The sequence below is a fragment of the Scytonema sp. NUACC21 genome (genome assembly GCF_054684315.1).
This window is the reverse complement of the sequence record NZ_BAAFZH010000063.1, coordinates 27,424-50,821: the sequence shown is the minus strand read 5'-3', so window position 1 is coordinate 50,821 and position 23,398 is coordinate 27,424. Positions and strand designations below refer to the sequence as shown.

The window sequence follows — 23,398 nt, the reverse complement described above, 5'->3', positions numbered from 1 at the left end:
CTCTCTAAAGGGCGGTTGCTGTGTGAGGAGGAGCGCCTGTTACAGCAAACGGTCTAACTATCAATAATATGTATAACAAGGAACTCTCTATTTTAACGAGGTCGTTTACTCAAATTTCGCATACCTTTACAAAATTGAGTATCTTTAACTACGCATCGTTGCTACTGAGTTTTCCGAGAAGATGTTAGTATGATATTTGTACAGACTAAGTGAGAAATAACTTTCTACACCATGCTAGCGATCGCACCTAGCAATACCCAAATCGGGTGTAGTTCAATGAGTATCGCCGTACTAGCTTGAATACTAATACTCGCAGCAAGTGCTTACTCAGTCTGAGTGCGAGGAGTGGCAATCACTTGTTTATAGGTTGATACCACACCATAAATACCGATCTCGGTACAAGTATGGCACTACTTTAAAATTTTGCAAATGAAACTCATCGCTAAGTTTACTTAACGAGCGCTTCTGGCATCTAACCGAAGAAAGGACATAAAAGTAAAACTGCTAAAACCGATTACCAGTTACAACAGTTAAGGGAACACATCTCTGGTTTGGCAGTTTGGTATAGACGCAGAGTTCTAAAATATATAGAAGTTAAGCCAAGTGCGATCGCTGTTCGCAAAGCTTGTCCCATCGAACAAGCATGGCGCAAAGCAACATCCTGCACTGAGTTCTGCACTTAAACAATTAAGGCATTCCCTCAAAGCTCTGCTTCAAGACCCCGAGTTGATCCCTGAGAGGCACTACAGACAACTGCCCATCAGTTAGACTTAGCTCAAGCAGATGCATAGGTTGCTGGCTTTGTTCCAGCGAGTTCATTATAACCCTACTTAGGCAACTTTTGTTTGGAAAATCAAAGAAATTTGTCGATAAAAACTCAATAATCGGCTCAATCCTACAGCCAAAAGCCAATCCCTCTGAATTTATAGTGAGGAATTCTTGACTATTCGCTAATAAGGCTTAACCAAAGGGGTTTGGTTAGGGGTGAGGGGAAAAGTTAGGGTGGAATGGTGGGCGATTGACATTTTTTCTTGAAGGTTAAAAGATCGTCGATTGTGGGCAGCGTTTTCCCCGATCCCCGACCCCCATCCAAGTATCCCCTTCATCACCAACCAACGACCAACGACCAATGACCCTATGAAAATCATATTCTTCGGAACTCCAGACTTTGCCGTACCTACTCTAGAGAAACTGCTGAACCATTCAGACTTTGAAGTTCTAGCAGTTGTGACTCAGCCAGATAAAAGACGGGGACGTGGTAATACCCTAACACCCTCTCCGGTCAAAACAGTTGCCTCTGCTGCAAATTTGCCTGTATGGCAACCTCAAAGGGTGAAAAAAGATGAAGAAACTTTGACCCAGCTCCGAGAATCTGGTGCAGACGCATTTGTTGTTGTGGCTTACGGGCAAATACTCTCTCAAGAAATTTTAGATATGCCCAAATTGGGTTGTATCAACGTACATGGTTCAATTTTACCTCAGTACCGGGGAGCCGCACCCATTCAGTGGTGTTTGTATAACGGTGAAACTGAAACCGGTATTACAACAATGCTTATGGATGCGGGAATGGACACTGGTGCAATGTTATTAACCGCTACAACACCGATAGGATTTTTGGAAAATGCCCATGACTTAGCACAAAAGCTAGCAGTGATGGGTGCAGACTTATTGGTAGAGACGCTATTAAAGTTAAAAAATCGGGAAATAAAACCGATTCCCCAAGATAATTCTCAAGCCACTTATGCGTCATTAATAAAAAAAGAAGATTATAGGTTGGATTGGTCAAAAAGTGCTATACAGTTACACAATCAAATCAGAGGCTTTTACCCTGACTGCATGACCACCTTTCGCAATCAACCCCTGAAAATCACTGCCACTGTCCCCCTTGGCTCTACTTACGGGTATGAGCGACCACCAGAAATAGAAGAAATACAATCTAAATTGCCCGATTTATCAACAGTTGTGGGTAATCCTGGGGAAGTTGTTAGCATTGCCAAGGGGATAGGAGCGATCGCGCAAACTGGAGATGGTTTACTGCTATTAAGAGAAGTTCAACCGGCAGGCAAACGTCCTCAATCAGGTTGGGATTTTGTCAATGGTACCCGTTTAGCAGTAGGAGAGAAGTTTGAAGGTTAAAGAATGAAAAATTTTTACTTAATAACTTGATACTACGACACTTCACCCCTGCTCCATCCTTTCATAGTAGCGGCAAGTCTCACAGGGTCCTTCTGGGTTAACAGCACAGCGAATCATTTCCGAACGAGCATTGTAGCAGCAGGTCGCATCCCCAATCACCCAGCGTCCTCCTACAAAACTCTTTTCGCTTGGACGGGTTGCAGACTGCACGTAAAGGGCAATTTTCTGTAAACGATAGCGCCCCGCCTTCAACTGATAGCGGTGGCGACGCTCCAAAACTGCGTAAGTTTTTCCTTCAAGGTCAAGATAGTTTCCCGGTTGTGGAGTCCAATCGAGCAGTACACTACCGATTGTCTGACGCGGATGCGTCAGAATCACCTCAGTTGGTAGAGAATCTGGTTCCATAAATATTTGTAATGAGATTTACATTAATAGGATGGTAACGCACAAGCCCATGTCGGCTAGTTTTGTTTATGTTATAGTTAACGATTTACTAATAAATTGTAAAAAAGCACTTCGCGTAAATACATATTTATACTTATCTCCTCTTGATTTTTACCACCAAAGCAGGAAGACAACAAACACCATCCATAAACCCTCTTCCCGAACAGCAGAAAAGGGCTTGGGGAGCAGTCACCAGAATTTATCACTTCTTAATATGATTTTACACTCTGTAAAAGAATCTGACATCTTACCAACGAACAAATTCCACCTCCCCCAAGTAGGGTGGGCACTGCCCACCACATCCCCAACACCTCAACTCGTAGGCACTGCCCACTACATCCCTGCAAATGAAATTCGTACCGTAAATTCATTTCCTTAATAATCTGAAAAATCTAATGAGACTTGACCATCGCGATCGCCGAAGGCAGGGCTTTCCCCATTGCCGAAGATAATTCAACGGAAACATGAGGGTTTCGCGTACTTACAGTCACCTTGACAGGGCTAGGGAGGCACAGCTCACCTTAGCTTCTGGTGGTCTTTAACCCTACCTACGTCTAGGTCTTGAGGTAATCTTCTAGCAGGAAGTGAGTCATTTTGATGAATAATTCAATTTCTTTGTGTTTATCTATAGCAACCCTAAATTATTAGAATCATCTTTACATTTAATTACAAATTTTTAAAATCCGATATATTTCAAGAAACTTAATTTTGATTTAATAGCACGCTTGCCAACCGCTCAGTGCCGGATTTAACGCGGCTCTCTAGCTTTTTCTGATTGACTTTTTCTTCATAAATACCTATAATCCAATCTTTGGGTTAGAGAGCAGAAAAGCTAGAGCAATTTGTAAAGCAGCTTATATGCCAACAGAAGGCGACAAAAGCCAAAAATTAAAAGCTGGAAACCAGCCGCCACAAGTCTTTCGTCAGCTTTATACATCCTCTTGAAAGTCACTCCAGACCCCGAGCAATATCAAAGTGCTTATTACATTGTTTGAAGTTATGTAGCCTTTTAATTACGGACGCTAAGTCACTGCGGTAAACTAAGCCATGATTCTGATTCTTTAGCACCAGAAAAATACTCTGAAAGGAGCTTTTTTTCAATGTCTCATACCGTAAAAATCTACGATACCTGCATTGGTTGCACACAATGTGTCCGCGCTTGCCCCACTGACGTACTAGAAATGGTGCCTTGGGATGGTTGTAAGGCGGGTCAAATTGCCTCTTCACCCCGTACAGAGGACTGTGTGGGTTGCAAGCGGTGTGAAACGGCTTGCCCCACTGACTTTTTAAGCATCCGGGTTTACTTGGGCGCTGAAACCACTCGCAGTATGGGTCTAGCTTACTAAATTGTCCAGAAACTAGCAGTACAAACTCTAGATAGCAAGCAACTTTAGCATCGTTGGGCATAGGGTATTGGGTATTGAGTATAAATTTAATGCCCGATGCTCGATGCCCAATCATGTTTTCACCATTTTTTATGTTAAAACGTTACCATTATCCTAGTAACTATACTGGGTTAAACAGTAGTCCTATATTTAAAAAATGGTGTGAGCAATGTGTGCTTAGAGATTGCACGCTTGTACTGAATAGCACCTTGTACGGAGGTTGAACGTGAGCCCCAGACAAACCACCCAACGCTCGGCTGCAACAACAAAAAAGCCGAGAAATGTTCCCCGGAAAAATCCTGCTAAAAAGAAAGAAGAAGGTTCCTCAGTGGCGGCTACGACCTCTGAACCTGTGGATAAGAAGGAAGATTCTTTAGCAGCGGCAAAGATGGTGGCTTTGGATAGGATTGTCATGCCTAGCAGTCAGCCACGACGTTATTTTGACCCACAGGCTATGCGATCGCTGTTAGAATCAGTCAAGTGCGAAGGTATCTTAATGCCCCTGTTGGTAAGACCTGTGGGTGATAAGTATGAGTTAGTAGCTGGCGAGAGGCGCTATAGGGCGGCAAAGGATGTCGGTTTAACTGAAGTGCCTGCAACCATTCGGGAAATGTCTGATACTCAAGCAATACAGTATGCCCTAACTGAGAATTTGCAGCGTGAGGACTTGAACCCGGTGGAGGAGACAGAAGGGATTTTAGATTTATTGGCTTTAAGGTTGTCAACAGATAGGGCAGGAGTTATCTCGCTGCTTAATAAAAGAGCGAAAGTCAAACGAGGTTTAGCGGACAATGATGTCCGCCCAGAAGAGCAGCTCTTAGTGGAAGAGATATTTAAAAGCATTGGCACTATGACTCCTGAGGCATTTAGAACCCACAGGCTGCCGTTGCTTAACCTTCCCAGTGATATCTTAAATGTTCTGCGCTCTGGAAGCATAGAATATACTAAAGCCAAGGAGATAGCTAAGATAGAGTCCTTACCTGACCGTACATCTCTTTTAGAAGAGGCGCTGACACAAAATCTGAGCCTGAGCAAAATCCGAGAATGGGTAAAGGCTTACCAACCCTCGTCTGAAAGCGGGGAACTGACTAAGCGCATGGAGGATACCTACAAAAAAATTAAAAAGTCAAAGGTGTTGGATAATCCTGGCAAACGGAAGAAACTAGAATCTTTGTTGGCACAGATGGAAGCGCTGCTAACGTAGGAAGATTGATATGGTCTTTGTGAAAGAGAAATAGGATTGACATTACTTAGAAGAAGCTATTGCAGAAATCAAAGTTACCTGAAGTTAATTTTTGATGTGTTTGGAGAACTAAATGGTTGAACCATCTTTAGAAATAAACATTTCAGTTATTTTTGCTAAGCTAAATAACTTATGAGCGCAATACGATTTTGTGAGAGTTGATTTTTCTTCTTAATAAAAGTGATTTATTGATGATGTAGTAGATAAGACTACTAGTTTATCCAGTGTTTGTACTAATGTCAATAGATAAAAAAGCTATTAAAGTTACATCGAGGCTCGGGTCTCACTTTTTCGCGTTGTTCCTTCCCAGAAGTTATGGAATTTAATAGTAAACAGCTAAATCCTATCTTGTCTGATGCACCTCCAATACCACCAGCACACTGGACATCTACCCGTATGTCGATATGTGCTTGGTTAAATGAACAGGCTCCCCCTTTGGCAGAACTTTATGAGGGTGCAGTTTGCTTAATTTTTGAAAGACCAGTTCGTGGGAGATTACGATTTGTGTCTCATGCTGTTCGTGAGATCCGTAATCGGTTGCCTGATTATATCTCTAATGAAAAAAGTGGCGAAAGGCTTAACTATAAGGATGAAGTAGATCAACTTTTAGCAATTTGGCAAAGTAGTGGCTTTAGCTTGAATGAAGCACCTTCAAATGACGGAAACATTCCCATTCCGCTTCAACTTTTTAATAATATACAAAAACTTCTCAAAAAACATATAGCAGTAAGTGTAAATAACAAGGAAAAAGCGATTCGCTTTTTTGAGTCGTGTATTTTTGAAAATAAACCTATCCGCAATACATTGCTTCCTATAGTCGATCATTGGTGGGAAGTAACAGAGTGGTTCATGGAGAACACCCACGATAGTGGTAAAGATAAACTAGCTTCCTATGAGCAGAAACTCCGCCAGCAGTTTGAGGTATTCGAGTCATTTCTCGCCGCAGTTTCTCAAAAGTTTTACGACACTGTAGATAAACTCGATGAAATCTTAAAAGAAGCCAATCCTAAACAGTTTGAACAAGCTATGGCATTGCTGATTCACCCTCAGCATTTCAGTTACTTTTTCAATCATCTACAAAATCCAAAGTGGATTAAGCCATTGAAGGACAAAGGTTTTTTCCAGAACCCTCCCCAGGTTATTGAAGATGTAAGCCAAGGCACTGTTAGCTTTCCAATGTGGCCCCAGTCTCGCTATCTAGCACGAATGGCTACTCACCAACAGGATGCTGTGTTGAAAATTGCACAAGAAATAGAAACAAATAATCCCAGTGTCCATGAAGACTTTGTTGACGCTGCACTTCAGATGCGTCCTGAAATAGCGGTGCAACTGGTTGGTAAAGTTAAAACTTGGGTTGAATCATCATACTCGTTAAGTTTACTTGCAGAGAAAATTGGTGCTTTCATAGTACATCTTGCCAAGGGTGGTCAAGTTAAAAAGGCACTAGACTTAGCTCGAACGCTACTCGCTGTTATGCCAGACCCTGATGTGAATAATAAGGAAGCAAATGACAACAGAGTTTACCGTCCCCGCCCCGAACCGCGAACACGGTTGGATAACTGGCACTATGAAGAAATTCTTAAAAAGTATGTGCTGGAATTGCCTGAATTAGTGAAAGTAGCAGGTAAAGATGAAACAGATGTTTTAAAGATGTTGGGTTTTCTGCTATTTGATGCGATTAAGTTCTCCCACCGCGATGAAGAAATTGAACAACTGCAGAAAAACTCACCCATCTGGGAGGATAATTCACGTTACTGGCGATATGCAATTGAGGATCACCCTCGAAACGATCCTCCTTATGAGGTTAAAGAACTTCTGGTAGAAGCAGTTAGAGATGGCGCAGAGCAGATTATTAAGGACGAGCCAGCGAACATGGGAGCTATAGTCCTTACTCTGGAACAGTGGCATTGGCGAATTTTTCATCGCATCGCACTTTACCTGATTCGTAAGTTCCCAAATGCAAACCCCGATTTACTTATTGAAAGGCTGGTTGACTGTAAGCGTTTCACAGATACCAGTTCTTACGAGGATTATGAATATGCACTTTTACTCAAAGAGCATTTTGCTCAACTTCCTAGGGAGGAGCAAGAGAAGATTTTTAGATGGATTGAAGCTCCTGAGCTTGACTTGTCTTGGCTAGAGGATCGCGAGAAAAAAGCTGAATGGGTAAGATATTGGCAGATGAACAAGCTGGAACTACTAAAAGACAGCCTTCCAACACAGTGGCAACAACGTTATGACCAACTAATTAATGAGTTTGGTGCTGTTGAACTTTCAGAAATTGTTTCTGGAGGAGTAGGTGAAGTTAAGATTTTAGGCGTTGTAAGTCCAAAGACAGATTTAGAATTGGAATCTATGAGTATTGAGGAACTCGTTTCCTTTCTCAGAACATGGCAACCAAATTCTACACATTCCTTTGAAGAACCGTCACGTCAAGGGTTCGGATCTGCTCTGGAAAGGCTAGCTGAAAAAAATCCCAAACGCTATGCACAAGCATCCGCTCAGTTCCAAGGTTTGCATCCAATATACCTAACGAACCTGCTTAGAGGGCTGCGCCAAGCTTTAAATAATCAGTCAGGACAACAGAAAGAAGTAAAAGAATTTGATTGGGCATCTGTTCTCAGTCTTTGCGGTTGGTTAGCCCAGGAGTCTGAGCAAGTTCAAAAGTCTCAGACAACTGATAACAACCCCAATTGGGATTGGCTTGAACCTTGCCGAACAGTAGCAGACTTGCTTGGAGTCGGATTGACAGTTGATACAATTGGAATTCCGTATAATCTCCGCCAACACGTTTGGAATACGCTCAGTCTTCTAACTCAAGATCCAGACCCCACGCCCGAAAGAGAGATGGGCTATCGTAGCTCTAATAATAATCCCAGTCAACTCGCGATTAATACAGTTCGTGGGGAAGCGATGCGTACAGTTGTGCGCTATGCCCTCTGGATTCGACGCCATTTTGAGCAAATATCTGAGGGAACAGAGCGGTTGGAGCAGGGTTTTGACAATATGCCTGAAGTACGGCTCGTACTTGATGAGCATCTTAACCCAGACAAAGAGCCATCCCTTGCAATCCGCACAGTCTATGGTGAGTGGTTTCCTTGGCTAAATTTACTAGATCGGCACTGGGCAAGTCAGAGTATAAGGAAAATTTTCCCACGAGATGAGATTTTCAGCGATATGCGACGTGCTGCTTGGGAAAGCTACATTACGAATTCTAATGTGTATGACAACGTTTTCGATATAATGCGTGAAGAATACTGCTATACAGTCGAACAGATCGCCTCAGCCTTGATTGAAACACCAAAACTGACACATCCTGATAAAGGTCTTTCTCAGCACTTGATGACCCTCTATTGGCGTGGAAAGCTAAATTTGGATGAGTCAGAAGGATTACTGGCACGGTTCTTTGAATTAGCTTCTGATGCGCTGCGTAGTTATGCTCTCGAATTTGTAGGGCGAAGCCTCCACAAGGCAAAAAACGCGATAGCTCCAGAAATCCTTAATCGGCTTCAATTGCTTTGGGAAAAACGTATTGACACAGTACGTAGTTCTACTGGCCCTAGTTCCTATGCTAGTGAAATTGCTACTTTTGGTTGGTGGTTCGGCTCCGCAAAATTCGATGATTGTTGGGCTATTGCACAATTCAAACAGGTTCTTGAGCTAGTTGGTAAAGTAGATCCTGAGTTTTTGGTACTGAAACATCTAGCTAAGCTTGCTGATGTGATGCCAGAGTCAGCAGTTGAGTGCCTCAAACTGATAATCGAGAAAGACAAGAAAGGGTGGGGTATCTATGGCTGGCATAATGATGCTAAAACTATCCTGACTACTGCCATTAAGGGCAACAATGACAAAGCAAGACAGGTTGCTGAGTCTATTATCCACCGTTTGGGCGAACGCGGTCACTGGGAGTATCGGGATTTGCTTTCGGATGGCAAGTAGGGGGTAGAGTAATAATGTTCTCCTCAACTTTACGTCCCAAGTTATTAGCAGGGGTAAGTTCCTACTTGACCACCCCTCCCTGTTTTTGCAATACAACCACTCTAGACACCAAGGTTGCAAGCTGGACGGTATCTCTGTGTCAGCTTGCTCTCTACTAACAGACGTTGAGCCTTGGTAGATCCTGGCATACGATACACGCCCACATAAAGGTTCAATTGATTGCCCGCTTGCTTAATCCAGCATTGAGAGGCATGATGGCTCCTAGGAAAACCTCGATCGGCAAAGTTCTCAGTTTCACCAAAGTAAATGATTTGATACGTGTCTGGCTGGGTTAGAGGATAAGGCTTGCACATGATGGCATATACACCTGCGCGATCGGGCGGGTTCCAAGTATTTAGACTCCACGGTCCTTCAAATTCGTAATCGTCCCAAACTATGCTCATTGATAATACTCCATACGAAAAATTGCAAGATGAAAGGTAAATGCACCGTTGGTTGTCAGCAGTGCATCCGCGCCTAAAAGGTGGATTAGCGTTTAGAAACTAAAAGACACGGTTCCTCAAGGCGAGAGGAGTCAAAGCCTACCAACTCCCGCCGACGGAATAGGTCAAGGCGTTCGAGCCAGTTATGCTTGTAGAGTTCCATCTGTGCTGGGGTAAAGATGAATTCGTCGTGGGTAGCGTCACCAATAAGGTAAATAAGGGCTGCCTGCTCCAAGTCGTACAGCGATTCCAGCGCCAGGTAGTAAGCCGCTAACTGCTGTACCTTATCTTGAATCCAGTCCATCGAGGTCTTTGCCTTAGAGGATGTCTTGAGGTCACTTAGAGTGAGCTTGCCTTTATAGGGGCAGAGTTGGTCTATTACGCCATAGTAGCGGTACTTGAAGTTAACAACCATTTGCTCGGAGAGGAGCGGCTGGTCGAAGTTGGGAAGCACTTGCTCAAGGGCGCGAAGGTAAGGCTCGTAGCGACTGCTAACAGGGCTGGAAACCTCTCCAGTTAGGCGGGAGTGAAGAACGGCATGGGCTGCCTTCCCAGCACCGATCGCCTCGTTGCGAATGCGTTCCGCTTCTTGTTTACCTACCTGACGCTCCCATTTCTGTAGAGCTGCCTCTGACTTAGGATCTTTGGTTTGCCCTTGAATCGCACCAACACTATAGTAGGTGTTACCAGGAATAGGAAGGTCATCATCTGCGACATAGCAGAATAGCCAAGTGGAAGCAGCAGACCGCAATGATGCAAGAAGCAGAACGACGTTCTGTGTTTGCGAGTATATTACCAAAGGTCAGAATTAAGTACGGTCGCGGTATTTCCTATGAGCGAGATGGGGAATTTACAGACCCGTCCCCATTTGCCGCGTTTTCCTATGAGTGCGAATTGCCACAAGGAGAATTTATCGACCCCCTCGGACAATTTCATCAACGTCTTCAGTGGCAGAATGTTGGGTTGCAAGATAAGCAAAACGGAACAGAAGATGAAATCACCGAGGAGAATGATGTATGAAGTTGGTTATCCGCGAGTATCTCAGTATGCTCAAAGAGTCAAAAGAGATAGATGCGCTACTCCCCGACCTTCTTTTGATGATGGGAATTGATTTATTAAGTCGTCCTGCTGGTGGCCCGCGCCAATTTGGTGTTGATATTCCTGCTGTTGGTATTGACCCTAAAGACAACAAGCAGAAACTATTTTTATTCACTGTGAAAGAGGGGGATATTTCTCGCACCGACTGGGATGCAGGGAAAAATGCCGTGCGTCCGTCGCTCAACGAAATACTTGACTCGTACTTGCGTAACCGTGTCCGACCAGAACACGAGGCACTACCAAAGAAAATTATCCTTGCTACTGGGGGTGAATTAAAACAAGATGTTGAACCGGACTGGGTCAACTTTGTTCATAGGTACACGGGGATCGATCCAAAATATGGCGAGATTGAGTTTGACTTTTGGGGTGGCGATCGGCTGACTTTGCTTATCGAACAGTATTTTCTTGATGAGTACTTGTTTCCAGAATCCACTCAAAAGCATCTGCGTAAAACGATCGCACTAGCTGACCAAAACGAGGATGAACCGCGTTTCTTCTATGCGCTCATTGAGGAAACTCTGTTTAAACGCGACTTGCCCTCTGAGAAAAATAAAAGCGCTGAGCGCAAGCGCCAGAAAGCACTTTGCTTGCTCAATTTGAGTCTGAACATTGTTTTCCATTGGTGTCAAGAAGCTGATAATCTCCGACCTGCTTTACTCTGTGCCGAACGCGCCATTCTTCGTACCTGGGACTGGATGCGTCAAAACGAGCTTTTCGATTGTAAGACAACGAGCGGGAAATTTACCCAACTTTTCTTGACGTACCTTAAGGTTACTGGTGCATATGCCATTAAGCTTCAGCAACACTGCTTTGTAAGGGATGGTTTGTTTGGCTATGGTGCAGATGAACTGGAGTACCCCCTTCGCACTTTTGAAGTCATCGGTATTCTTGGCGCACTGGGCATAGCGTTTGAGAATTTATCCGCGTTTACACGCGATGAACAGCTTCGTGAGGAGTACTCTGGGCAGATGCAAGCGATCGCACAGATGCTTGCAGGTCTAATTAAGAACAATCCTCCTGCGTTTACTCCCCGATATGACGGTCATGCGATCGACATTGCCTTGGGACTCCTAACACTTAATGCTGCTGGGTACATAAATGAAGCTGCCAATTGGGTTAAAGAACTTAGCTATCATATAGTCAACGCTTATCATTTCGGTAAATACTTCCCCATCACTTCGGACAGTTACAACGACCTTGTTGCAATGGAAGTTGGTCAACGTACACACTTTGGTAGGGCATGAGGATTCGGTAGTTGCCGTGGCAATTACCCCAGATGGAAAGTACGCTGTTTCCGCATCGGACGACAAAACGCTGAAGTTGTGGGATTTGCACTCTGGCAGTTGCGTGCGTACCTTTGCGGGACATGAGAGTTCGGTAGCATCCGTGGCAATCATTCCAGACACAGGGCACGCTGTTTCCGTATCCAATGACAAAACGCTGAAGTTATGGGACTTAAACACCGGCAATTGCCTGACGACTTGGGGCGGAGAAAGTTCTCTTATTTGCTGTGCTGTTTCGTCCAAGGGCACTCCGCTTGTAACAGGTGAAGCTTCAGGACGGGTACATATTTTAAGCTTGGAAGGCATGAAGTAGGACAATAGCTCTAGCGCGAACAAACACTAACTAGTTACCTCGATAAAATTCTTCAAGACTTGGCTGAAGTGGAACAAAATTATACTCAACCATATCAAACTTATATCCGTTATTTACAAGTGCTGGCAGCCTTAGGCACTGTTAATCTCAAAGAACAGCAGTTACAAGCAAAGATTTATGAAGTTGTTGGTATTTCTCCAATTGATGAACAGAGCATTGTAACTCTCTAAGTAGAAGCAGGTCTTGCTGCGAAAATGTTATTTTTGTCATATCATGGCTAGGGGAAATCATTTATTCTGAGAAAGCTGTTGTAACTTAAAAGATAAAGTGGCAGTTTTTAAAGTATAAAGTGGCAGATCCAGGGGAGCTAGAACGCTGATTTTCCCGTTATACATGATTTGCAAGCGATACGGCTTAAGCCGTTAGCTTCGCTATCGCATTAAAATCTCGCAAATACACGAACACTATAGGTTTTTGACTGCTGCCACTTTATGGTTTTAAAACTGCCACTTTTTGTTTTAAGCAACAGCTGTTGAAGAGATTGATAAAACCCAACGATGGTTGCTTGAGTCAGGGCTCTACGCTGCGATCGCAGGAGGTGTTTTAACTACGAGGCTGTTGCGTGAATATTTGTTGCTTCAATCGCGGTTATGATTTCATACAGCCACAACAACTTCAACAGTGAATGTTCATCTCCAATGAATGAACTATTAGAATGTAATACTTTAAATAAAGAAAATTTAAGTTTGAAGTACTTTTAAGCAGAAGTTTCCCTACAACAGGGAAACCGTCATTAAATTTATGAGTTAATACGAAGTGTTAAGATAAATTGTAGGTTGGTTCTAGGTGTAGAGCAACCTACAAAATCACCGATGGTCTTGGGTTTCGTTCCTCAACCCAACCTACTACCGTGTCCACACTAAAATGGTGGGTTGAGGCTGCACCTTGTGCAGGGATGCACCTTATGCAGGGGGGAAAGAAAACAGCCCAACCAATCGATTAATTCCTACCCAACAAATTCGACTAGACGCGCTACTACAATGCTTATTTTTTCATCCTTCATACTTCATCCTTTATACTTGATTGTGTGTTGGGTTTCGTTCCTCAAACGCCACATCGCTCAACGGGGGAAACCCCCGCACGCGAGTGGCTGCCCAACCTACGGTGGATGGTATTTTTCGGGCTGACTAACTAGCTTGGGCAATCAACTGATTGGCAATTTGCTGCGCCGCGTTAATTGGAATGGCAAAGCCAAGTCCTTGAGCACCTTGAATGATGGCGGTGTTCATACCAATAACTTGTCCTCGTTGATTGAGTAAGGGGCCGCCGGAGTTACCGGGGTTAATTGCAGCATCCGTCTGAATAAACCCAACTCCTTGATTTCTAGCTCCAAGGGCACGGCTCGATCGCTCTGTTGCACTAATGATGCCAACTGTGACAGTATTGTCCAAACCTAAAGGATTGCCAATTGCGATCGCCCATTGTCCTGGTTTGAGCTGGTTAGAATTGCCAATACTGACAGTTGGGAGATTGCTAGCCTGAATTTTAACAACAGCGACATCAGTTGTTCTATCTTCCCCTACCACTCTGCCAGTGAAGCTTCGACCATCCTTTAAGGTGACTGTAACCGTATCTGCACCACCAACAACGTGAGCGTTTGTCAGAATCACACCACTTGACCGAATAATAAACCCTGACCCCGTTCCTTGTGCCACCCGCCTGCCATAATATCGGCTTCTAAGAGTACGTGTAGAATCTATCCGCACTACTGCGGGTCCAGTTCTTTCTACCGCAGAAGAGACAAAGTTAGTTTCTGCGCTGTTACTGGAACCCGATGGGACTTGAGCTATTGGTTCAGAAAGCACCGGATTTGTGGGCATAAAATGTGCCCCTAAAAGGGCTGTCAAAGCTCCAAAAGAAACCAAAGACAAATGAGTTAATGACTTTTTCATAGAAAAATGTGAGGGCATTGCAGACTTCCTGTAAATAAATTTAGGAGGATAAATTTACACAAATTTTTTGGAAACGAACTCCGTTTTCCCCACCCACAAATTAATTAGCACTTAGAATTTGCTTAACAATATCCAGACCTGCTTGCATTGTTTCATCCAGCAGTTTTGGATCTACTTTTTTATCATTTGGCGTGTGGTAGCCCGGTTCTTGACCTCGATAGAAAAAGAGAATAGGTACACCCTTATCAGCAAAAGCTGCATGGTCGCTACCACCACTAGATCCAAAGGTTTTAACTCCTGAGTTAATCTTGCGAGCATATGCCGTTAAAGACGATGTGCCACCAATACCCAGTTGCTTGTTAACCCCAACCATATCGAAGTTAAGCATAGCTTTAAGCCCTGAAAGAAACTTTGCTCCTTTTGTCTTAACAAAAGTTCGCGAACCGTGTAGCCCGTCTTCTTCACCATCGAAAGCAACAAACCAGGCTTGACGGGCAGCCTCAGTATTTGACATATTGCGAGCAAGTGCCAATACAACTGCTGTCCCTGAAGCATTATCATTTGCTCCTGGTGAACCGGGTACGGAGTCGTAGTGCCCCCCAATAACAATTTTTGGTTGCGTGACACCCGCAAGATGAGCAATCACATTGCGTCCTGTCACAGTGTACCTTTGAGCATTGACCTGCAAACTTGCATTTTGCGCTACTTTTTGTACTTGTTGAATCAAGCGCGTGCCTTTCTCGCTCTTAAGTGCCAGCACTGGAATCTTCACCTCTGCTGCCAAAGCACCATATAAATCACCTGATTTGTTATTGACAATGACCAAACCAACTGCCCCAGCATCAACAGCATTTTTTGCTTTTTCGGAAAAGCGGATTTCACCGCGCCGAACGATCGCAATTGCCCCTTTGACATTTACAGCAGCAAAATCGGCATTTCTTCCGACATTGGGAACTACCACAACAGGTGCATTTATATTTCCCGGAATTGTGCCACTAAGGGCTTTTCCCTCAATTATCTCTCCATTAACGGTCAGCTTGGAACCTAAGTCTTGAAACTTTGAATAAGTAAAAGTTTGCAGTTCTGTCACATAACCGGCTTTACGATACTCCTCAATTAAGTAATTACTGGCTTTTTCCATGACTGGCGTACCAGTTACTCTTGGACCCAGATTCACCAAAGCTTCTACATCAGCAAAGGTGCGGCTGGGTTTGTTCGTCTGTGCAACAACTGGAGATTGGATGATTTCCCCAACACGATTTGGCTGAACAGCACAAGCTGTTGGAAGCCAAATCAAAGCAGCCACCAGTGCAGTTTTTAACCAAGATTTTGTTTGTTTTTCGTCGGGCGGCGCGATCGATTGGACTTGAATGTTTGTCACAAACTTATACCTGAAGTTATAAAAAGCACTGTGGATGAGTATTGTGGGTTCTATATCTAGCTTGAATAATAACTTAGTTATTTTCGACTTTCCGTGTCCGGTGCTTACCCGTCTGATTCCTACGAACACTGGCTTTACGGCTCTCCTCTGCCAGGTAATTCGCAATTGTTGACGCAGTTATTGCAGCGTGTACAAGCCCTTTGTTAAGCATTGCTTTGTTGTCTTGTTGCTGATTATTCATGGCGGTACTGAGCTTTTGGCTAAGTTTCTTGTTATTTCCTAGTGTGATGGGTAAGTATGACAAAAAAATGTCAATGCCCCGGAAAGCCTTACTAATGACAAATGACAAATGACTAAGGACGACCATTCCCAGTTATCTTGTTTCATACCGACCTACTTATTCCCTTTCAAAGGAATTTCTATCTCAAAAGTGGAACCTTGTCCTAGTAAGCTCTTGACCGCGATATGACCCTGGTGCGCTTGCACAATTTGCTGGGCAATTGCCAATCCCAGACCAAAGCCACCTGTTTGACGCGATCGCACTGTATCCACGCGGTAGAACCGTTCAAAAATATGGGTTAAGTCTTCTTCTGGAATACCAATACCGCTATCTTCTACCTGGATAATGGCTCGGTGGGATTGTGTCAGGAGTCTAAGCACCACTGTACCCCCTTCAGGAGTATATTTCAAAGCATTGTTGAGTAAATTCATAACAGCCTGTTTTAACAAATCTGCATCGGCTTTGAGATACACGGGTTGCTTGGTTATGTGAAAAGTAAAGTTGAGATTGTGTGTAGATGCTTGTTGCTGATATCCCTCACCCAACGGTTGCAGGAGTTTAACAAGGTCAATAGTTTCTAGTTTTGCAGTATCTAACGGTCCATCATGACGAGCAAGGAACAGCAGATTTTTGATGAGATCGCTCATTGATTTGGCAATCTCCACGATATTTTCTAAACGATAAAGCTGCTCGGATTCATCGTGTGGGGGCATGAGAGCCACTTGTGCGTTGCTTAAAATAGCGGCAACGGGAGCACGCAACTCGTGGGAAGCATCAGCAGTGAAGCGCTGTAGTTGTTCGTAAGCGCGAACAGCAGGTTGCATGGCAAGCCCTCCCAGAAACCAGCCGGTGACGCCAATTAACCCCAGAGTCAGTGGTACACCCAGCGTTACAAATAACCTTGCTCGATTTAAGCTTTCGCGTAAAGAATTGAGAGGGACAGCAATTTGAAGATATCCCAGCAGGACATTATCTTTTACAATTGGTAAAGTTAATTCTCGAACCCACTCGTTCTTGGGGATTGCTCTGGGTCGGTTGCTTGGGATTTGAATAGTTTGGTAACCAGGAGCAGTTACTAAGTGAGCCGAACCAGGTAGATTATTATAGTCCACTAATTCTTTTCTAAGGTTATACAAACGGACGTAAATAATATCACTGTTAACTGATGGTAATGCATCGTCAAATACTGGAACGTCCTTTTGCTCAAACTGCCATCGTTTGTTGTACTGACGATACTGTGCATTTCTGACAATCGTTTTACTTGTGGAGTAAAGTCTATCATCAAAAGCTTGCAATTGCTGTTGAACCACCAAATAATAGGCGACACCAGCAAATGCAACAAGAATACTCCCCATTGAGATAGTAAATAAGTATGCTAAATTACGACGGCTGCGAATAAACATATTTGGTTATTGGTCATTGGTCATTAGTCATTGGTCATTTGTCATTTGTCATTTGTCCTTGGTCTTTCTTCCTTGTCTTCCTTGTCCCCCTGGTCTCCCAACCCAAGTCATTTTTCAGGAACATTAAGACGGTAACCCATACCATAGACGCTTTCCAGCCAGTCTTTGGCTCCAATTGTTTGCAGGCGCTGTCGCAATCGGCGTACCAACGTTGTCACTGCATTACTTTCAGGTTCTGTCCCCCATCCCCAAAGAGCCTGCTCAATTTGATTGTGCGATAAAATTTGACGGGGGTGGCGCATCAAATATTCCATGAGTTGAAACTCCCGTCCGGATAATTGGGTACTTGCTTGATTGCGCTCAACAGTCAGGTTATTCAAGTCTAGATGTAAATCCGCTAATGTTAGCCTATCTCCTTGCCAAAGTGGAGAACGTCGTCGCAGTGCTCGTACTCTTGCCAGTAGTTCCATGATATCGACTGGTTTAACCAAGTAATCATCAGCCCCAGCATCTAAACCATAAACTTTATCGGAAGTGCTATCTTTAGCGGTAAGCATTAACACTGGGGATGTTTTTCCAGCCCGTCGATATTGCTGACAAAGCTCCACCCCGCTGACCTTTGGCAACATCCAGTCTAATATTAACAAGTCATAATCTTTATGAGATAGCAGCCATTGGGCTGTTTCTCCATCCTCGATAGCATCAACAGTATGTCCTGCTTTGATCAGGGCAGCTCGCAAAGGCTCTAATTGAGCTAAGTCATCTTCTACTAGAAGGATTAACATAAAAAAGGTACTAAGTAGGTCGGTAAGAAAAAAAGTAACTGGTGAGGGTCGTCCTTAGTCATTTGTCATTGGTGAGTCCAGCCCTGTAGGCGGGTTTCCCGCCGTAGGGGACTGGCGAACCCGGAGGGTCATTTGTAAGAGTTTCAGCTGCGTTTACATTTTGTAATATATTTCTGTTTATTCACACTGACTTACTTATTGCTTGTAGAATAGACGTTGTTTGTATTGTCTATTCACCATCTTATTTTTCTGTTTTTGGTAGTGCCTACCTGACATTAAGTGGGAGGTGATTTAAATTCTATGCTTGGCAAAGAATTAAGCCAAACCACTGCTGTGGATCTGTCCAAGTTTTCACAATTTTTAACCCTTTTTCCTCCAGTTGTTTTTGCATATCTACTAAATTAAACTTGCGAGAAATTTCAGTGAGAATACTTTCCCCTGCTTGAAAAGAAACTTTTAAATCTAAAATTTCTAGAGTTATCCAATGATTTTCTTGACACTGCAGATACATTTCAATTTGAGAATCAGCTTGGTTATAAATTGCTTTATGGGTAAATAAATTGATATCAAAATTGCCTTGAAAGCGCCAATTTAAATGGGAGAGCATATTCAAATTGAAAGCAGCCGTTACCCCCTGATTGTCGTTATAGGCTGGTTCCAGGATTTCCTTAGATTTTTGTAAATCAATTCCCAAAAGAAAGTAATCTCCTGCTTGTAAGGTGCTAGCAACTTGCTTTAAAAAAATCTCACATTCTTGTGGAGGAAAATTGCCCAGAGAACTGCCCAAGAAAAAAATCATCCGCGATCGCGCAAATGTAGATTCTAGTTTCACCAAAGCTTGTTCATAGGTTCCTATTAATCCCTCAATAGAAAAAATAGGATATTTTTTTTGTAACTTTAGAACTGTAGATTTGAGCATTCCTCCACTCACATCTACAGGTATATATCTACAATAATTGGATTTTTTTTGATAAGCATCTAATAGGAACAGAGTTTTTGTAGAACTGCCACTACCTAATTCTACCAGTTCGCAAGCCCCTGTGATTTGAGAAATTTCATCGGCACATTGCTGCAAAATTGATGCCTCTGTCCGGGTTGGATAATATTCTGGTAATTCACATATTTTTTCAAAAATTTCCGAACCACGATTATCATAGAAATATTTTGACGGTAAAATTTTTGGATATTTATTTAAGCCTTGAATAACGTCTTTACCATGATTTTTTATATTTTGACTGGGCTGTGCTAAAGTGTTTAGAAATGTTGTTTGCATTATGCAACTCTCCTTGCTAGTAATCAAACATGAGCTTCAAAAGCATGAAACGATGGATTCGACTCACTCTGGTTATGCTTGAGTTCTTGAATAACGAGGATGGAAGTTTCAACTTCAGTTAAGTAACATCAGACAAGTCCCTCAAACAGCTTTAAAAATTGTTCGGTATCAACATCCAAACAGGCTTCTACATTAGGTGGATTGGTTGCTTCATCTCGGCGAGCACGCCGATCTGCTAGTGATAGCCCAGTGGTAAATCGTCCTTCAGTTTCAACCATCATATAAAGTAATTCAGTCTTTACTAAACTCGGCTCGATAGCAACTGCCATTGCCAAAGGATCGTGTAAATCGGTTGGGAGATATCCTCAGACCTCTTAACTCTGAGTATGGTAAAGTTGCCCCAGGTTGGGGTACTACTCCCCTCATGGGTGCTTTTATGGCACTATTTCTCGTATTTCTGCTGATTATTCTGCAGCTTTACAACAAGTCAATCATGATTCAAGACGTGTCTGTTGATTGGCGGAGTTTGGGCAGATAACCTACATAAAAGTAAATTACAGTTACAAAGAAAGCATAACGAACTAACTCGCACCCGGTTTTCCGGGTTTTTTTCTTTAGTACGGGCGTGAAAACATTATAGCTGCTAGCTAACATCAGATTACGCGACAGACCCGCCCCTACTAACCACCAACCCAATGCACTAAACTATATGTGGGTTGTCGGCGGTTTTTCAGTCTAGAGGAGAAAGCGTGTGAACGTATTTGGTATCGGTTTGCCAGAAATGGCTCTTATTTTTATCGTAGCGCTGTTAATTTTTGGTCCCAAAAAGCTACCAGAAATTGGTCGCAGTATGGGAAAAGCGATTCGCGGTTTTCAGGAGGCTTCTAAGGAGTTTCAAAATGAGTTTCAAAAAGAAGCGACACAGATACAAGAAGCTGTAAAAACTACAGCCGAATTGGAACCAAAGCAAATAGAAGCATCTCAAGAACACGATACTGCAAGTTCTGTTCAAAAAAGCTAGACAAACAGGCAAAATGACAGAAGCAGTTGCGAAAAAAGCTCTTGTAATTCCCCAGCTAATTGTGGGGTTGGGGAACCCAGAACCAAAATACGACCAGACACGCCACAATATTGGTTTTGCAGCTATAGACGCCCTAGCTCGTTCTTGGAAAATTTCTGTAGCAGAGAATCGCAAGTTTCAGGGAGAGTACGGTGAAGGATTTGCACCCAACGGAGAAAAAATCCGACTGCTAAAACCCCTGACCTATATGAATCGTTCTGGACAGTCAATACAAGCAGTGACAAGTTGGTATAAGTTACCACCTGAGATGGTTATGGTGATTTATGACGACATGGATTTACCCATTGGTAAAACACGCCTGCGCCTGTCGGGTTCCGCTGGGGGGCATAATGGGATGAAGAGTACGATCGCCCATCTAGGTACCCAAAACTTTCCTCGTTTGCGTATAGGTATTGGCAAACCAAAAGGTGTGACCGACGAAGATTCAGCAACAGTTTCCCACGTACTGGGGAAATTTTCTGTTGCTGAAAATCAGACCATGTCTGTTGTACTTCAATTTATTATTGAATGTACAGAAATGTGTCTTAAGCAGGGCGTCGAAAAGGCAATGAATGTATGTAATAGCCGTTCTTTTGACAACTCTGAATCTTAAGCTTTTGTATCTTTAAAACGTGACTAAAAAAGCCAGAAAGTTGCCGCTAGCGACAACTCCCGCGATTTCTCTATATTACGTAGTTAGCTGTGTCATGGATACTGCTGAGTGAGCTAATATACCGTAAATCCGTTGACGCTTGGTCAATATTGATAATTGTCGGCAACCTCGGCATCTAACAGCTTTACTTCATACGGCGCTTGCGTCTGGCTGCTACTGCTTTGCGCTTGCGCTTTTCTAAAGGTGTTTCAAAGTGCCTGTGATACTTAACGTCAGCTAAGATTCCCGCTTTAGATACTTGGCGTTTAAACCGACGCAGTGCTGATTCAATCCCCTCATTCTCACCTAATACCACTTGGGTCATTCTTGTTCCTCATTATCTCGATATCCCTCCCATTTTGACATTTCACTACGATTAAGAGTAGGGGGCTCTAATGAAAATAGGAAATAAGGAATACCCAATCAGGCGTAGCTATTAGGGGTTGAATGGCAAATAATTGACAACTAATCACCAATGACTATTGACTTTCTTTCCTTTCAATCTTAAGAGCTAATTGATAGAGCTGACGCCGGGGAAGAGAAGTGATTTTTGCCAATTCACGACTTGCTTGCGATCGCGATATTCCCTGATTTATCATCTTCTCCAACTCCGCTTTAATCTCTGTTTCTGAAAACTGTAGTTGAGTGGGTGGCGTCCCTGCTACAACCAAAGTATATTCTCCTTGGGGTTCGCGTTGGTTGTAATGAATTATTGCCTCTCCTATAGTTCCCCGCCAAAATTCCTCGTATAACTTAGTTAACTCCCGTGCAATAACAATTTGACGCTGATTTGTGAAAATTTCTGCCAAATCTTGTAAAGTCTCGCGCAAACGGTGGGGAGATTCGTAGAAAATGAGAGTACGGGATTCTACTTTGAGCAACTCCAAATGCGATCGCCTTTGTTGACTTTTTGCTGGTAAGAATCCTTCAAACACAAATTTATCTGTTGGCAATCCAGCTGCACTTAATGCGGTAATTGCAGCGGTTGCGCCAGGGATGGGCACCACTTGTATCCCTGCCTCAAGACAAATTTTAACAAGTTCATACCCAGGATCGGAAATTCCTGGCATTCCAGCATCGGTAACGAGGGCTATTGCTTTGCCGTGATTGAGTTGGTCTAGTAACTCCGGAACACGGCTGCTACGATTGTGCTCGTGATAACTAACTTGAGGGGTTTTCACCTGGAAATGTTGAAGCAGCTTTCCCGTATGACGGGTATCTTCCGCTGCAATGAGATCCACAGTCTGCAAAATTCTCACCGCCCGGAAGGTCATATCTTCCAAATTCCCAATTGGCGTGCCGACAATGTAAAGTGTTCCTGGTTTCGGATCTGTAGTTTCCATAAATAATTAGCTAGTGTTGAGTAGATAGTAACTAGTAAATAATGGTACTTTTTTACTATTAACTCCCAACCCTAACTACTAACAAATGACTAATCGCGGACTCTTTGTTGGTTTAGTCACTCTGGATTTAATTTATCTTGCAGAGTCTCCTCCTCAGAATAACCAAAAAATAGTAGCTTCTGACTACACTGTTGCTGCAGGGGGTCCAGCAACGAATGCTGCTGTTGCTTTCAGCCATTTAGGAAATCAAGCCACTGTGTTGGGGATAGTGGGTTGTCACCCAATGACGCAACTGATTAAAGAAGATTTGGCACGCTACAAAGTAGAAATCACCGACCTTGACCCCACGACACACAATCCACCACCAGTTTCTTCTATTATGGTTACCCAATCAACTGGTGAACGAGCGGTTATTTCCATCAATGCTATTAAAACACAAGCATCCGGCGAATCTATTTCATCAGATATTTTACAAACTGTTGATATTGTGCTTATTGATGGGCATCAGATGGCAGTTGGAAGTGCGATCGCTCAAATCGCTAAATCCAATAATATCCCTGTTGTTATCGATGGTGGTAGTTGGAAACCAGGGTTTGAAAAAATATTACCCTTTGGGGATTATGCCATTTGTTCTGCCAATTTTCATCCCCCGCAATGCGATGGGAAGGAAGAGATTTTTGCGTATCTTAGCGAACAGGGTATTTCCCATATCGCTATCACTCACGGGGAAAAACCCATTCAGTATCTGACAAAGGGCAAGGCTGGTATTTTAAATGTGCCGCCTGTTCGTTCTGTTGATACACTGGGGGCTGGAGATATTTTTCACGGTGCGTTTTGTCACTACATCTTACAGGAAAGTTTCACGACTGCACTTGAGCAAGCATCTCGTGTTGCGTCTTTCGCCTGTCAGTTTTTTGGCACGCGCCGTTGGATGGACTCATAAGGA

26 protein-coding genes are annotated in these 23,398 nt (G+C 43.3%); 13 read left to right on the top strand and 13 right to left on the bottom strand.

The window, feature by feature from the left end; genetic code table 11:
• Positions 1-514: 514 nt before the first annotated feature.
• On the bottom strand, positions 515-667 hold the full coding sequence (locus ACYRY3_RS10580; RefSeq protein ID WP_460201635.1) for a hypothetical protein: 153 nt from the start codon (positions 665-667) through the stop codon (positions 515-517).
• Between the two features lie 470 nt (positions 668-1,137).
• Between ACYRY3_RS10580 and fmt the strand changes: the two genes are divergently transcribed.
• The gene (fmt, locus tag ACYRY3_RS10575) at positions 1,138-2,136 is read left to right on the top strand and encodes a methionyl-tRNA formyltransferase (protein WP_460201634.1); all 999 of its coding nucleotides are present in this window, start codon (positions 1,138-1,140) and stop codon (positions 2,134-2,136) included.
• 42 nt (positions 2,137-2,178) lie between these two features.
• On the opposite strand, the gene ACYRY3_RS10570 is transcribed toward fmt, so the two are convergent.
• Complete coding sequence (locus tag ACYRY3_RS10570) at positions 2,179-2,541, bottom strand: DUF6464 family protein (protein WP_460201633.1); 363 nt, start codon at positions 2,539-2,541, stop codon at positions 2,179-2,181.
• A 253-nt stretch (positions 2,542-2,794) separates the two neighbouring features.
• On the opposite strand from ACYRY3_RS10570, the gene ACYRY3_RS10565 reads away from it, so the two are divergent.
• The 4 genes from ACYRY3_RS10565 (at position 2,795) to ACYRY3_RS10550 (ending at position 9,147) form a co-directional block, all read left to right on the top strand.
• Positions 2,795-2,959, top strand: a complete 165-nt coding sequence (locus ACYRY3_RS10565; RefSeq protein WP_460201632.1) for a hypothetical protein — start codon at positions 2,795-2,797, stop codon at positions 2,957-2,959.
• A gap of 721 nt (positions 2,960-3,680) precedes the next feature.
• Positions 3,681-3,926 (top strand): photosystem I iron-sulfur center protein PsaC, encoded by a 246-nt coding sequence (gene psaC / locus ACYRY3_RS10560; protein ID WP_009556083.1) that lies wholly within the window; start codon positions 3,681-3,683, stop codon positions 3,924-3,926.
• A 265-nt stretch (positions 3,927-4,191) separates the two neighbouring features.
• Positions 4,192-5,169, top strand: coding sequence for a ParB/RepB/Spo0J family partition protein (locus tag ACYRY3_RS10555; RefSeq protein WP_460201631.1), 978 nt, complete (start codon positions 4,192-4,194; stop codon positions 5,167-5,169).
• Between the two features lie 354 nt (positions 5,170-5,523).
• Positions 5,524-9,147: a hypothetical protein gene (locus ACYRY3_RS10550; protein WP_460201630.1), complete on the top strand. Its 3,624-nt coding sequence runs from the start codon at positions 5,524-5,526 to the stop codon at positions 9,145-9,147.
• A 101-nt stretch (positions 9,148-9,248) separates the two neighbouring features.
• Here the strand turns inward: ACYRY3_RS10550 and ACYRY3_RS10545 are convergent, their stop codons facing one another.
• Entirely contained in the window at positions 9,249-9,590 is a 342-nt protein-coding gene (locus ACYRY3_RS10545; protein WP_460201629.1) for a hypothetical protein, read from the bottom strand.
• Positions 9,591-9,675: 85 nt separating this feature from the next.
• Positions 9,676-10,380: a PD-(D/E)XK nuclease family protein gene (locus ACYRY3_RS10540; RefSeq protein WP_460201628.1), complete on the bottom strand. Its 705-nt coding sequence runs from the start codon at positions 10,378-10,380 to the stop codon at positions 9,676-9,678.
• Between ACYRY3_RS10540 and ACYRY3_RS10535 the strand changes: the two genes are divergently transcribed.
• The 4 genes from ACYRY3_RS10535 (at position 10,380) to ACYRY3_RS10520 (ending at position 12,553) form a co-directional block, all read left to right on the top strand.
• Complete coding sequence (locus ACYRY3_RS10535) at positions 10,380-10,649, top strand: hypothetical protein (RefSeq protein WP_460201627.1); 270 nt, start codon at positions 10,380-10,382, stop codon at positions 10,647-10,649. The two genes, ACYRY3_RS10540 and ACYRY3_RS10535, sit on opposite strands and share 1 nt — an antisense overlap.
• Positions 10,646-11,971, top strand: a complete 1,326-nt coding sequence (locus ACYRY3_RS10530; RefSeq protein ID WP_460201626.1) for a hypothetical protein — start codon at positions 10,646-10,648, stop codon at positions 11,969-11,971. Before ACYRY3_RS10535 ends, ACYRY3_RS10530 begins: the two co-directional genes overlap by 4 nt.
• Complete coding sequence (locus ACYRY3_RS10525; protein ID WP_460201625.1) at positions 11,940-12,323, top strand: WD40 repeat domain-containing protein; 384 nt, start codon at positions 11,940-11,942, stop codon at positions 12,321-12,323. The genes ACYRY3_RS10530 and ACYRY3_RS10525 overlap by 32 nt, the downstream gene beginning before the upstream one ends.
• Before the next feature lie 68 nt (positions 12,324-12,391).
• Positions 12,392-12,553: a hypothetical protein gene (locus tag ACYRY3_RS10520; protein ID WP_460201624.1), complete on the top strand. Its 162-nt coding sequence runs from the start codon at positions 12,392-12,394 to the stop codon at positions 12,551-12,553.
• A 957-nt stretch (positions 12,554-13,510) separates the two neighbouring features.
• Here ACYRY3_RS10520 and ACYRY3_RS10515 read toward each other — a convergent pair.
• The 7 genes from ACYRY3_RS10515 to ACYRY3_RS10485 form a co-directional block, all read right to left on the bottom strand.
• Positions 13,511-14,293 carry a trypsin-like peptidase domain-containing protein gene (locus tag ACYRY3_RS10515; RefSeq protein WP_460201623.1) on the bottom strand — a complete coding sequence of 261 codons (783 nt, stop codon included), beginning with the start codon at positions 14,291-14,293 and terminating at the stop codon, positions 13,511-13,513.
• An 82-nt stretch (positions 14,294-14,375) separates the two neighbouring features.
• On the bottom strand, positions 14,376-15,656 hold the full coding sequence (locus tag ACYRY3_RS10510; RefSeq protein ID WP_460201622.1) for a M28 family peptidase: 1,281 nt from the start codon (positions 15,654-15,656) through the stop codon (positions 14,376-14,378).
• Between the two features lie 73 nt (positions 15,657-15,729).
• Positions 15,730-15,897 carry a hypothetical protein gene (locus ACYRY3_RS10505; RefSeq protein WP_460201621.1) on the bottom strand — a complete coding sequence of 56 codons (168 nt, stop codon included), beginning with the start codon at positions 15,895-15,897 and terminating at the stop codon, positions 15,730-15,732.
• Between the two features lie 152 nt (positions 15,898-16,049).
• Positions 16,050-17,339 carry a sensor histidine kinase gene (locus ACYRY3_RS10500; RefSeq protein ID WP_460201620.1) on the bottom strand — a complete coding sequence of 430 codons (1,290 nt, stop codon included), beginning with the start codon at positions 17,337-17,339 and terminating at the stop codon, positions 16,050-16,052.
• A 107-nt stretch (positions 17,340-17,446) separates the two neighbouring features.
• Positions 17,447-18,124 carry a two-component system response regulator RppA gene (gene rppA, locus ACYRY3_RS10495; protein ID WP_460201619.1) on the bottom strand — a complete coding sequence of 226 codons (678 nt, stop codon included), beginning with the start codon at positions 18,122-18,124 and terminating at the stop codon, positions 17,447-17,449.
• A 298-nt stretch (positions 18,125-18,422) separates the two neighbouring features.
• Complete coding sequence (egtD, locus tag ACYRY3_RS10490) at positions 18,423-19,397, bottom strand: L-histidine N(alpha)-methyltransferase (protein ID WP_460201618.1); 975 nt, start codon at positions 19,395-19,397, stop codon at positions 18,423-18,425.
• Between the two features lie 128 nt (positions 19,398-19,525).
• Positions 19,526-19,726, bottom strand: coding sequence for a hypothetical protein (locus ACYRY3_RS10485; protein ID WP_460201617.1), 201 nt, complete (start codon positions 19,724-19,726; stop codon positions 19,526-19,528).
• On the opposite strand from ACYRY3_RS10485, the gene psbH reads away from it, so the two are divergent.
• The 3 genes from psbH to pth all read left to right on the top strand — a co-directional run bounded on the left by psbH (position 19,726) and on the right by pth (position 21,070).
• A complete protein-coding gene (gene psbH, locus ACYRY3_RS10480; protein WP_460201616.1) occupies positions 19,726-19,935 on the top strand; it encodes a photosystem II reaction center phosphoprotein PsbH in 210 nt (69 codons plus the stop codon). The two genes, ACYRY3_RS10485 and psbH, sit on opposite strands and share 1 nt — an antisense overlap.
• A gap of 213 nt (positions 19,936-20,148) precedes the next feature.
• Positions 20,149-20,418 carry a TatA/E family twin arginine-targeting protein translocase gene (locus ACYRY3_RS10475; protein WP_460201615.1) on the top strand — a complete coding sequence of 90 codons (270 nt, stop codon included), beginning with the start codon at positions 20,149-20,151 and terminating at the stop codon, positions 20,416-20,418.
• A 13-nt stretch (positions 20,419-20,431) separates the two neighbouring features.
• A complete protein-coding gene (gene pth, locus ACYRY3_RS10470; RefSeq protein ID WP_460201614.1) occupies positions 20,432-21,070 on the top strand; it encodes an aminoacyl-tRNA hydrolase in 639 nt (212 codons plus the stop codon).
• Positions 21,071-21,254: 184 nt separating this feature from the next.
• Here the strand turns inward: pth and rpsU are convergent, their stop codons facing one another.
• Together rpsU and rsmI are read right to left on the bottom strand one after the other, a co-directional pair.
• Positions 21,255-21,434, bottom strand: a complete 180-nt coding sequence (gene rpsU, locus ACYRY3_RS10465) for a 30S ribosomal protein S21 (protein WP_460201613.1) — start codon at positions 21,432-21,434, stop codon at positions 21,255-21,257.
• Between the two features lie 154 nt (positions 21,435-21,588).
• Positions 21,589-22,452: a 16S rRNA (cytidine(1402)-2'-O)-methyltransferase gene (gene rsmI / locus ACYRY3_RS10460; protein ID WP_460201612.1), complete on the bottom strand. Its 864-nt coding sequence runs from the start codon at positions 22,450-22,452 to the stop codon at positions 21,589-21,591.
• 85 nt (positions 22,453-22,537) lie between these two features.
• On the opposite strand from rsmI, the gene ACYRY3_RS10455 reads away from it, so the two are divergent.
• On the top strand, positions 22,538-23,395 hold the full coding sequence (locus tag ACYRY3_RS10455) for a sugar kinase (protein ID WP_460201611.1): 858 nt from the start codon (positions 22,538-22,540) through the stop codon (positions 23,393-23,395).
• Positions 23,396-23,398: the final 3 nt, after the last annotated feature.

Excerpts from the sequence above, each read along its gene's own strand:
- fmt (WP_460201634.1), top strand. The coding sequence starts at position 1,138 with ATGAAAATCATATTCTTCGGAACTCCAGACTTTGCCGTACCTACTCTA.
- ACYRY3_RS10570 (WP_460201633.1), bottom strand. The coding sequence starts at position 2,541 with ATGGAACCAGATTCTCTACCAACTGAGGTGATTCTGACGCATCCGCGT.
- ACYRY3_RS10565 (WP_460201632.1), top strand. The coding sequence starts at position 2,795 with ATGATTTTACACTCTGTAAAAGAATCTGACATCTTACCAACGAACAAA.
- psaC (WP_009556083.1), top strand. The coding sequence starts at position 3,681 with ATGTCTCATACCGTAAAAATCTACGATACCTGCATTGGTTGCACACAA.
- ACYRY3_RS10550 (WP_460201630.1), top strand. The coding sequence starts at position 5,524 with ATGGAATTTAATAGTAAACAGCTAAATCCTATCTTGTCTGATGCACCT.
- ACYRY3_RS10545 (WP_460201629.1), bottom strand. The coding sequence starts at position 9,590 with ATGAGCATAGTTTGGGACGATTACGAATTTGAAGGACCGTGGAGTCTA.
- ACYRY3_RS10535 (WP_460201627.1), top strand. The coding sequence starts at position 10,380 with ATGATGCAAGAAGCAGAACGACGTTCTGTGTTTGCGAGTATATTACCA.
- ACYRY3_RS10530 (WP_460201626.1), top strand. The coding sequence starts at position 10,646 with ATGAAGTTGGTTATCCGCGAGTATCTCAGTATGCTCAAAGAGTCAAAA.
- ACYRY3_RS10515 (WP_460201623.1), bottom strand. The coding sequence starts at position 14,293 with ATGCCCTCACATTTTTCTATGAAAAAGTCATTAACTCATTTGTCTTTG.
- ACYRY3_RS10505 (WP_460201621.1), bottom strand. The coding sequence starts at position 15,897 with ATGAATAATCAGCAACAAGACAACAAAGCAATGCTTAACAAAGGGCTT.
- ACYRY3_RS10500 (WP_460201620.1), bottom strand. The coding sequence starts at position 17,339 with ATGTTTATTCGCAGCCGTCGTAATTTAGCATACTTATTTACTATCTCA.
- rppA (WP_460201619.1), bottom strand. The coding sequence starts at position 18,124 with ATGTTAATCCTTCTAGTAGAAGATGACTTAGCTCAATTAGAGCCTTTG.
- egtD (WP_460201618.1), bottom strand. The coding sequence starts at position 19,397 with ATGCAAACAACATTTCTAAACACTTTAGCACAGCCCAGTCAAAATATA.
- ACYRY3_RS10485 (WP_460201617.1), bottom strand. The coding sequence starts at position 19,726 with ATGGCAGTTGCTATCGAGCCGAGTTTAGTAAAGACTGAATTACTTTAT.
- pth (WP_460201614.1), top strand. The coding sequence starts at position 20,432 with ATGACAGAAGCAGTTGCGAAAAAAGCTCTTGTAATTCCCCAGCTAATT.
- rpsU (WP_460201613.1), bottom strand. The coding sequence starts at position 21,434 with ATGACCCAAGTGGTATTAGGTGAGAATGAGGGGATTGAATCAGCACTG.
- rsmI (WP_460201612.1), bottom strand. The coding sequence starts at position 22,452 with ATGGAAACTACAGATCCGAAACCAGGAACACTTTACATTGTCGGCACG.
- ACYRY3_RS10455 (WP_460201611.1), top strand. The coding sequence starts at position 22,538 with ATGACTAATCGCGGACTCTTTGTTGGTTTAGTCACTCTGGATTTAATT.